General features: G+C 32.1%; 9 protein-coding genes and 1 pseudogene. 8 read left to right on the forward strand and 2 right to left on the reverse strand.

Translation table 11 applies throughout. The features are described from left to right. Positions 1 to 97 precede the first annotated feature (97 nt). The 6 genes and pseudogenes from IDG60_RS00805 to IDG60_RS00830 all read left to right on the forward strand — a co-directional run bounded on the left by IDG60_RS00805 (position 98) and on the right by IDG60_RS00830 (position 4,665). Positions 98 to 718: a DUF805 domain-containing protein gene (locus IDG60_RS00805; protein ID WP_000436823.1), complete on the forward strand. Its 621-nt coding sequence runs from the start codon at positions 98 to 100 to the stop codon at positions 716 to 718. A 230-nt stretch (positions 719 to 948) separates the two neighbouring features. Then, positions 949 to 1,848, forward strand: coding sequence for an ABC transporter ATP-binding protein (locus tag IDG60_RS00810; RefSeq protein ID WP_000524830.1), 900 nt, complete (start codon positions 949 to 951; stop codon positions 1,846 to 1,848). Then, a pseudogene (locus IDG60_RS00815) lies at positions 1,841 to 3,072 on the forward strand (ABC transporter permease). The gene IDG60_RS00810 and the pseudogene IDG60_RS00815 overlap by 8 nt, the downstream one beginning before the upstream one ends. Next, positions 3,056 to 3,241, forward strand: coding sequence for a hypothetical protein (locus IDG60_RS00820; protein ID WP_001789152.1), 186 nt, complete (start codon positions 3,056 to 3,058; stop codon positions 3,239 to 3,241). Before IDG60_RS00815 ends, IDG60_RS00820 begins: the two are co-directional and overlap by 17 nt. A gap of 48 nt (positions 3,242 to 3,289) precedes the next feature. Further along, the gene (locus tag IDG60_RS00825) at positions 3,290 to 3,616 is read left to right on the forward strand and encodes a YnfA family protein (protein WP_000966695.1); all 327 of its coding nucleotides are present in this window, start codon (positions 3,290 to 3,292) and stop codon (positions 3,614 to 3,616) included. A gap of 29 nt (positions 3,617 to 3,645) precedes the next feature. Then, positions 3,646 to 4,665, forward strand: a complete 1,020-nt coding sequence (locus IDG60_RS00830; RefSeq protein WP_000634696.1) for an aldose epimerase family protein — start codon at positions 3,646 to 3,648, stop codon at positions 4,663 to 4,665. A gap of 235 nt (positions 4,666 to 4,900) precedes the next feature. Here IDG60_RS00830 and IDG60_RS00835 read toward each other — a convergent pair whose 3' ends face one another. Then, positions 4,901 to 5,554, reverse strand: a complete 654-nt coding sequence (locus tag IDG60_RS00835) for an MOSC domain-containing protein (protein ID WP_000623440.1) — start codon at positions 5,552 to 5,554, stop codon at positions 4,901 to 4,903. Between the two features lie 173 nt (positions 5,555 to 5,727). On the opposite strand from IDG60_RS00835, the gene IDG60_RS00840 reads away from it, so the two are divergent. Then, complete coding sequence (locus tag IDG60_RS00840; RefSeq protein ID WP_000655864.1) at positions 5,728 to 6,414, forward strand: ribose 5-phosphate isomerase A; 687 nt, start codon at positions 5,728 to 5,730, stop codon at positions 6,412 to 6,414. Between the two features lie 65 nt (positions 6,415 to 6,479). On the opposite strand, the gene lyrA is transcribed toward IDG60_RS00840, so the two are convergent. Further along, positions 6,480 to 7,739 carry a lysostaphin resistance protein LyrA gene (gene lyrA, locus IDG60_RS00845; protein WP_000794442.1) on the reverse strand — a complete coding sequence of 420 codons (1,260 nt, stop codon included), beginning with the start codon at positions 7,737 to 7,739 and terminating at the stop codon, positions 6,480 to 6,482. A gap of 289 nt (positions 7,740 to 8,028) precedes the next feature. On the opposite strand from lyrA, the gene IDG60_RS00850 reads away from it, so the two are divergent. Then, positions 8,029 to 8,408: formimidoylglutamase (locus tag IDG60_RS00850; RefSeq protein WP_046400187.1), on the forward strand; the 380-nt coding region annotated here is incomplete at its 3' end.

Genomic DNA, 8,408 nt, shown 5'->3' on the forward strand with positions numbered 1-8,408 from the left:
TGACGATTGAAATGAAGTGGCTTGATAATGAATCTTGTAAATTATAACGGTAACAATAATTAAAAATATAAATATGATTAACGAAAGGGAGATTACAATGGAACAATTACCTCAAGTAGGTTTTATGAAATCATTCGTATTATTTTGGAAAAATTATGTAAATTTTAAGGGGAGATCAAGACGTAGTGAATATTGGTATATGGCACTATGGCATTTGATACTTATGGTTCCAGCTGTGTGTGTGCTAATAATAAACCTATTTCTAGTCTTTATTTCTATAGCGGCAGATAACGAAACATTAATAGTTATGAGTATATTGATGATTATCCTTACATCTGTGTATACTTTTGTCTATAGTTTGGCAACGTTTATTCCAAATTTAGCGTTGTGCGTTCGAAGATTTCACGATATATCAAGAACAATGTTATTTCCAATGATTATGACAGTATTCAGTATTATATTTTATATAGTATTACAGATTATCGATAGTTATTATGACAGTGATTTTACATTAATGCCGATGGGTCTTAATATTTTGTTAGTACTTCTTTATTTTGTTTATTTAGGCCTAACAATTGTTATGATAGTATTCCTATGCTTTGACAGTAAGCCGGCAAATAAATATGGCGAAAGCCCAAAATACCCGTCTACAATTAAAAATCAACCAGTGACATCTGAAACACCGAAAACACCGGAAGAAACAGATAATCAATTGTAATGATATAAATATCTCGGCACAATGATGCTGGGATATTTTTTTACAAATAAGGCAATAAAGATATGGGAAATGCGTATCTAGCGCTAATGATACTTAACATGCAAAGAAGATACTATTTAAATATTTCAATTTCAGAAATTTTAAAAATAAATTCACTTTAAAAATATTGCATTTATAGAGAATAGAAATGTTATATTAAGATAAATACATATTTTTTTAGGAGGCAAAGTATGGGACTTGTAATTGAACATGTTACGAAACGTTTTGGCAAGATGACGGCAGTAAATGATATTTCATTAGAGTTAGAATCAGGCAAAATGTTAGGTTTTCTAGGAAGAAATGGTGCAGGTAAAACAACGACATTTCGTATGATTTTAGGCTTAAGTGAACCAACTGAAGGACACATTACGTATAACGGTAAAAAACTAGATAAAACAATGTACAATCGTATTGGTTATTTACCGGAAGAACGCGGTTTACATGGGAAATTGACAGTTGAAGAAGAATTGAAATATTTGGCAACTTTAAAGGGAATGTCAAAAACAGAAATACAACAGCAAATATCGTATTGGCTTGAGCGTTTTGATATTACTGAAAACCGCAAAAAACGAATTGATAGTCTATCAAAAGGGAATCAACAAAAAATTCAGCTGTTAGCAAGTATGTTACATAAACCAGAATTACTAATATTAGATGAGCCTTTCAGTGGTCTAGACCCAGTTAATGTTGAGTTATTAAAAGAAGCAGTTAAAGACTTAAATGATTGGGGCAGTACAATCGTTTATAGTTCTCACCGTATGGAGCATGTTGAAGAATTATGTGATGATGTTTGTATTTTAGATAAAGGTCAACTTGTTGTTTCTGGTGATATCAATCATGTACGTGCATCTAATGGTAACAAGAAAGTTGTCATTGAATCAGAAACAACACTACCAGATTTAACAAACATTAGAGGCATCATTCATAGTGAAAACATGAAGCAAGGTCTTCAGTTGACGATTGAGAATGAAGACGTAGCCAAAGATATTTATCAAGTTGTGGCACATCAAGGTTATGTTAAACGATTCCAAGTTGTAGAACCATCATTACAAGATATATTCATTGAGAAGGTTGGTGGCAAGGATGCATAAGTTTTGGGCGACATTTACTTTGACATATATCAAAAAATTAAAGCTAAATCATTTGTAATTTTTATGATTATTATTGCTGCCTTAATGATTGGCCTATCTAACATTGATAAGATTATTAACATGTTTGATGATGGTCCAGATAAAATTGGTGTAGCAGCACCGAATGAACAAATCTATAAGGTTTTCAAGCAACAGGCGAATACATTTCATAGTGATGCTAAGTTTACTAAAGTTTCTATAGAAGATGCTGAAAAAGAAGTAAAAAAACATAAACTTGATAAAGCTTATATTATCAAGGTGAATCAAAATCGCACGTTACAAGGGACAATCATTAGTGAGAAGCGAGTAAGTCATGAAGATTCACAAAAAGTACAAGCACTGCTTACAGCTATTCAAACAAATATGGTAGCCGGGGAATTAAATATCAACAAAGAAGACTTACAAAAATTACAAGCACAAAGTAAAGTTGATAATAAGGTGATTTCTAATGATGAAGTCGATAAAGTATCAGAAGGACAAAAGATTTTCAACTATGCTTTAGCTTATGGCATTATCTTTCTAATGTTCTTCATTGTTTTAAATTATGCATCTCAAATAGCTATGGAAATTGCTAGTGAGAAAACATCGCGTGTCATTGAAATGATTATTACAAGTATTTCACCAATCCAACATATTTTTGCTAAAATTTTAGGCGTTATAGCAGTTGCCGTGACTCAGATTATTTTAATTGTATTGATGGCAGTTATATGCATTTTTGCCTTTGACTTAAAAGACTTGCTACAAGGTTTTAACGTGGAAATGAATCAATTGTCTTGGCAAATTATTATTGTCGGAATTATAAGTAGTATTGTTGGAATTATGGCGTATGTATTACTTGCAGCCATCCTCGGATCATTAACATCTAGAATAGAAGATTTAAATCAATCTTTGATGCCACTGACATTACTTGGTATGATTGCATTTTATATCGCGATATTCACGATAAATAATCCTGATGGACAACTTGCTTTAATCACAAGTTATATTCCGTTTTTAGCGCCATTTCAATTAGTTGTACGCGCTCAAACTTCAGGGCTTCAAATATATGAGGTCATCTTAAGTTCTTTAATCTCAATTGTAATGGTAGCTGTCTTGATATGGATTGCAATTAAAACATATAAAGATTCAGTACTTACATTTGAACGTGGCTTATTTAATTCAATGAAACGTGTATTTAAAAAATAAAATTGATGAGAGTGACACACATTTATCATATAAAATGATGATGAAAGCGTGTTACTCTTATTTTTTTATATTTAGCTATAGAATAATGTCTAAAAAAGTGTACAATATGAATGTGAAAACGAACTTTTTAAAATGGGAATGTGAAGTAAGAAGAAATGTAAACAAATGATATGTAGCCGATAGATTATTGATAGCAAATGTGTGATGGAGTGATTTCATGTTATATCCGATTTTTATATTTATATTAGCTGGCTTATGTGAAATAGGTGGGGGATACCTGATTTGGCTGTGGCTTAGGGAAGGACAGTCTTCACTTGTTGGGCTAATAGGCGGTGCGATACTCATGTTATATGGTGTCATTGCGACATTTCAATCATTTCCATCATTCGGAAGAGTATATGCAGCATATGGTGGCGTATTTATCATCATGAGTTTGATTTTTGCGATGGTCGTAGATAAACAAATGCCAGATAAATATGATGTTATCGGTGCAATCATTTGTATTGTAGGTGTTTTAGTAATGTTGCTACCCAGCAGAGCTTGAACACTTGTGGTTAGAAGGGAGAAGTAAAAATGATAGTTGAAGTTGAGCACCAAAGACAAAGTGTAGATTTAATCAAAATTGATAATGATGAAACTAAAATTATTTTTACGAATTATGGAGCAAGAGTAGTGTCTTGGAAATATCATGATAATAATATTGTTCTTGGAAATGTTGTTGAAGCGGATGAGTTTTATCATAGTAATCCTTTTAAATTTGGTGCTTCTATAGGAAGATATAGCGGTAGAATTGATAATGCTAAATTTAAGTTGAAAGGTAAAGAATATCAGTTAGAAAAAAACAACGGTGAACATCATTTACATGGTGGATGTCATGGTTTGGACAATAAGTTATTTGATTATGAAATTAGAAATGAAATTGCTCAAATTAAAGTTATATTTAAGACGGTGTTGAAATCAGCTGATGATCATTTCCCGGGTGATATCGATGTGACGATTACACATATTTATGATGCGGATCACCAATGGTCGATTGAATACGAAGCAGTTGCATCAGAAGACACATTGTTTAGTCCTACGAATCATGTGTACTTCAATTTGAATCGAGATAATAATGTCGTTGATAATCATCGCATTTCAAGTAATCAATTAGATATGTATGTATTAGATGAGCGAAATATTGTTACAGGTGATATTCTAGATTTACATGAAGTGTTTGAAGATAACAAGATAAAATTGAGTGATATTTTTACATCACAACATGCGCAATTAAGCCAACAAATGACACGTTTTGGTGGTCTCGATCACCCATTTACAGTTGGTGAACATAAAATGTATGTTGAAAATCATGAATTTATGTTAGAGGTCGATACAGATATGCCTCATGTTGTGTTCTTTACTTTTAACCAGCCTGATGAGTGGGATAGTCCATTTAATATTTATAAACCACATTCTGGCTTTACATTAGAAACACAATTTTTACCAAATGATATTAATTTATATGGTGAAAAAGCACCGTCAATTTTAAAAGCTGGTGAAGTGTTCAATTCGAAAACAAGTTTCCGTATCGAAGAAAAAGTAGAAAATGATTAAAAGTATCGGCATTTATATAATATTTATGTTATTTGGCGGAATTTTGAATAGGTTATCAAGAATCGTATCAAATGAAGTGACATCATTAATATACAGTTTGAAATAAAGAAAATATATAACATAAAAAAGGAATCAATAGCATCAGTGGTTATAGATAAGACTATTATACAAACGATGTGTAAGTTGATTCCTTTTTGTTTTGAAAAGTTCATTTAACACTTATAATGAAAGGTAATTATTTCAATGTTCTGTTATACATTTTTTGAAGTTTATCGCGTCTTGTTGGTGACAGAAATGGATTGTTTAGTGCATATCGTAACATATCTTGATTTTGTCTATCATTATAATAAAGGTCATTAAGCTGTTGTACAGATAAACGATGTTCGATTGGTGCTTCTTGTATTAAGTAAAGCTGATCATTTGGAGATACATAGCCTTGTTTTAATACCCGGAAATAGAAACCTGTTTTACCAGATGTAGACATGCGCTTCACTAAATCAGGAATATTATATTTTGCTTGAATTTTCCAGCATGGTTCTCTAATTTCAGAAACCTCAATTAACGCTTCACCTAAACGATATTGATTACCAAAGTAAACATCAGATTCGTCTAAATAATCAAATGTTAAATTCTCTCCAAACATCGCATGAGTAGGTAGTGTAGGTAAATCATCTTGATACAGTGCATAATTATGCTTACTAAACCCACAAACTGCTTTATGTGGTCCACCATGATCTTTATAAGCCTGTTCATCACCAGTGAAACCAGTTGAAGATAACCATGTTGTTTGTGAAATCTTAGTTTTATCTAAAGCAGAGCGTATCGGTCTTTTCGAGCTATAAGGCAAATCTTGGATTTTTCCTGTCGAAATTGCGTGAATTGATATCATATCATTCTCCTTAACGAGTATTATTTAAAATATATTGTACTATAAAACATTTTTAGAATTGTAAATTCTGATTGATATGTTTAAAAAAATGTTAGAAATAAGGGTATGTTAATTTATACGAGTCATGTAAAATATGAATTGAATAGATTACATAAATATGGGAGGCTACCTTCATGAAAGATGTCAAAGCACTCAAGTTAATGACATTAAATGATGTTTTAAGTCAAATCAATGGTGACATGACGCTGGGAATTGGTACAGGAAGTACAATGGAATTACTCTTACCTCAAATGGCGCAACTAATTAAAGAACGTGGTTACAATATTACAGGTGTATGCACTTCTAATAAAATTGCATTTTTAGCAAAAGAATTAGGTATTAAAATATGTGAAATCAATGATGTTGATCATATCGACTTAGCAATTGATGGTGCTGATGAAGTAGATCCATCTTTAAATATAATTAAAGGTGGCGGTGGTGCGCTGTTCAGAGAGAAAGTTATAGATGAAATGGCATCGCGTTTTGTTGTGGTTGTCGATGAAACGAAAATAGTTCAATACTTAGGTGAGACGTTTAAGTTACCAGTAGAGGTGGATAAATTTAACTGGTATCACATATTACGTAAAATTGAATCATACGCTGATATAAAAGTAGAACGTCGTGTAAACGAAGATGTCGCATTTATAACTGATAATGGCAATTATATTTTAGATTGTAAGTTACCAAAAGGAATTGACCCATATAAGTTCCATGAGTATTTAATTCATCTGACAGGTGTGTTTGAGACAGGATACTTCTTAGATATGGCAGATCAAGTTATTGTAGGCACTCAAGAGGGTGTTAAAATTTTAGAAAAATAATATATAGTATAGAAAAGCGCTTGCTAGCATCATCTTTTTAAGAGGTACTAGCAAGCGCTTTGTTATTATTTGTTTTTATCTGAAGATTGTTCTTCAGTTTTTTCGATATGTTTTTCTGCATCAATTACAACTGATGAACGTCTGTCTTCTTTATAAGTCGCAGGTTCTTTTAATGATTGCTCTATTTCATCTTCATTTGAATCGTTTGTTAAATCGTCACTTTGTGGTGCTTGTTTAACTGATTCTGCTGATTCTACTGACTCCGAAGTGATGTCATGATCTTCATCATGATTAGATTCAGTTTGATTACCTATGTGATGTTGAGGTTCTGTTTTTTCAGTACCTTCATGAATGCTTGGTTCGTCAGCCACTGTATTTTCAGTATCATTTTTAGCAACACCAACCGTTGATGCAGTAGCTACACCTGTTTTTTCAGCATCTTTAATATTTGAAGAAGATTTTTCAGCCTCAGTATGATTAGTTTCTTCATCGTCATTGACATGGTCTAAATAATTATTAGGCTCAAGTTCTTCAAGGTTTCGTCTTGTTGTTAAATATGCAATACCTCGGATAATTAAGCTTAAACCAATGTATCCTACTGCAACGATTGCTGTTGAAATGGCGATGACTTTGATTGAAAATAGATCGCCGATTTCTTCGCTAAACAAGAAAATAAGTCCGAATGTCATTGAAGCATGGAATGTCGTTGCAATATAAATTGTACGTCCTTTAGTCGCTCTAATTAATTCACCAAGAATCATAGAGAATGAGAATGTATAAAGGAAGTTATAAGCAGCAAATTCTGTACCATAAGTTGTATTTGCTGAGAAAACTGAATACATCAAACCAACAACAATACTTGCAAAGAACGTGTTCATTTTCGTTTCAACAATATTTTGTAAGTATGAACGGAATCCGAATTCTACTACGAACGCCATCAGAATATGTCCAATCAGAATGTGTGTAATAGGTACTGATAAGCCTGTTGATTGTAATAAAATAAAGCTATCTGCAAATGTATTAAAGCTGTACATACCAATAATTAGAATAATTAAAGGTAAAATTAAAGCTAGCAATAGACGTTCAATTACTTTCAGGCTGATTGAGAATTTTAAACCTGCAAGTTGGACCTTTTTATATTTGAAAACGAGTATACAAATGATTGCAGCAATTAATGGCGCTAGATCTGTAACTTCAAATATAAAGTGTTTGACACCAATTATAGACTGGAAATCTCTGAGCATAATGGATAACGCCATTGTAATGACAAAGAAGACGAAAATCGTCATTGCCCATTGAAAACCAGAAATTTTATTGTTCTTCATTATATGTAACCTCCATTAGGTAACAAGCAAAATATCTTTTAGTAACAATTATACATATTACAAGCCGAGAGATAAATTGTCTATGTCAATATTAATGAAAATGTAATAGTCTTGACGTATTTTATTAACATAAATCAGCTAAGTATTCGTTATTACATAGAAAATAGGGGTAAAAGTAATGTAGATAAGTATTTTTAAGATACGGATTTAACTATGAATTGAATTCAAAATTTCCTATACGTTATACTTTAATTGTTAATAAGCCACATAAATAAGAGGGGGAAATGCTGTGTACAAGCAAGGTGAACCAAATTTATGGACTGGAAGGTTAGATAGTGAAACAGACCCGAAAAAATTTAGACATTTTCAAACAGTAACATTTGAAGATTTGTCTAAGCTGGAAAAGAGTAGTATGCCATCAGGGGTCGGTATATTAGGCTATGCTGTTGACAAAGGTGTTGCTTTAAACAAGGGGCGCATTGGTGCAAAAGAAGGACCAGATGCGATTAAACAAGCATTTGCAGGTTTGCCGGATTTGAATCAATGTGAAACTTTAGTCGATTACGGAAATGTTTATCATGATCATGAGGAATTAATTGATACTCAAAAAGAATTTGCTATGCTTGCAGCGAAGTCAATTGCTAATCATAGACAAACATTTTTATTAGG

This window comes from Staphylococcus sp. EG-SA-2, assembly GCF_017152085.1.

What these genes read in the sequence shown, in the direction of transcription:
- IDG60_RS00805 (WP_000436823.1), top strand. Translation starts at nt 98, where the DNA reads ATGGAACAATTACCTCAAGTAGGTTTTATGAAATCATTCGTATTATTT.
- IDG60_RS00810 (WP_000524830.1), top strand. Translation starts at nt 949, where the DNA reads ATGGGACTTGTAATTGAACATGTTACGAAACGTTTTGGCAAGATGACG.
- IDG60_RS00825 (WP_000966695.1), top strand. Translation starts at nt 3,290, where the DNA reads ATGTTATATCCGATTTTTATATTTATATTAGCTGGCTTATGTGAAATA.
- IDG60_RS00830 (WP_000634696.1), top strand. Translation starts at nt 3,646, where the DNA reads ATGATAGTTGAAGTTGAGCACCAAAGACAAAGTGTAGATTTAATCAAA.
- IDG60_RS00835 (WP_000623440.1), bottom strand. Translation starts at nt 5,554, where the DNA reads ATGATATCAATTCACGCAATTTCGACAGGAAAAATCCAAGATTTGCCT.
- IDG60_RS00840 (WP_000655864.1), top strand. Translation starts at nt 5,728, where the DNA reads ATGAAAGATGTCAAAGCACTCAAGTTAATGACATTAAATGATGTTTTA.
- lyrA (WP_000794442.1), bottom strand. Translation starts at nt 7,739, where the DNA reads ATGAAGAACAATAAAATTTCTGGTTTTCAATGGGCAATGACGATTTTC.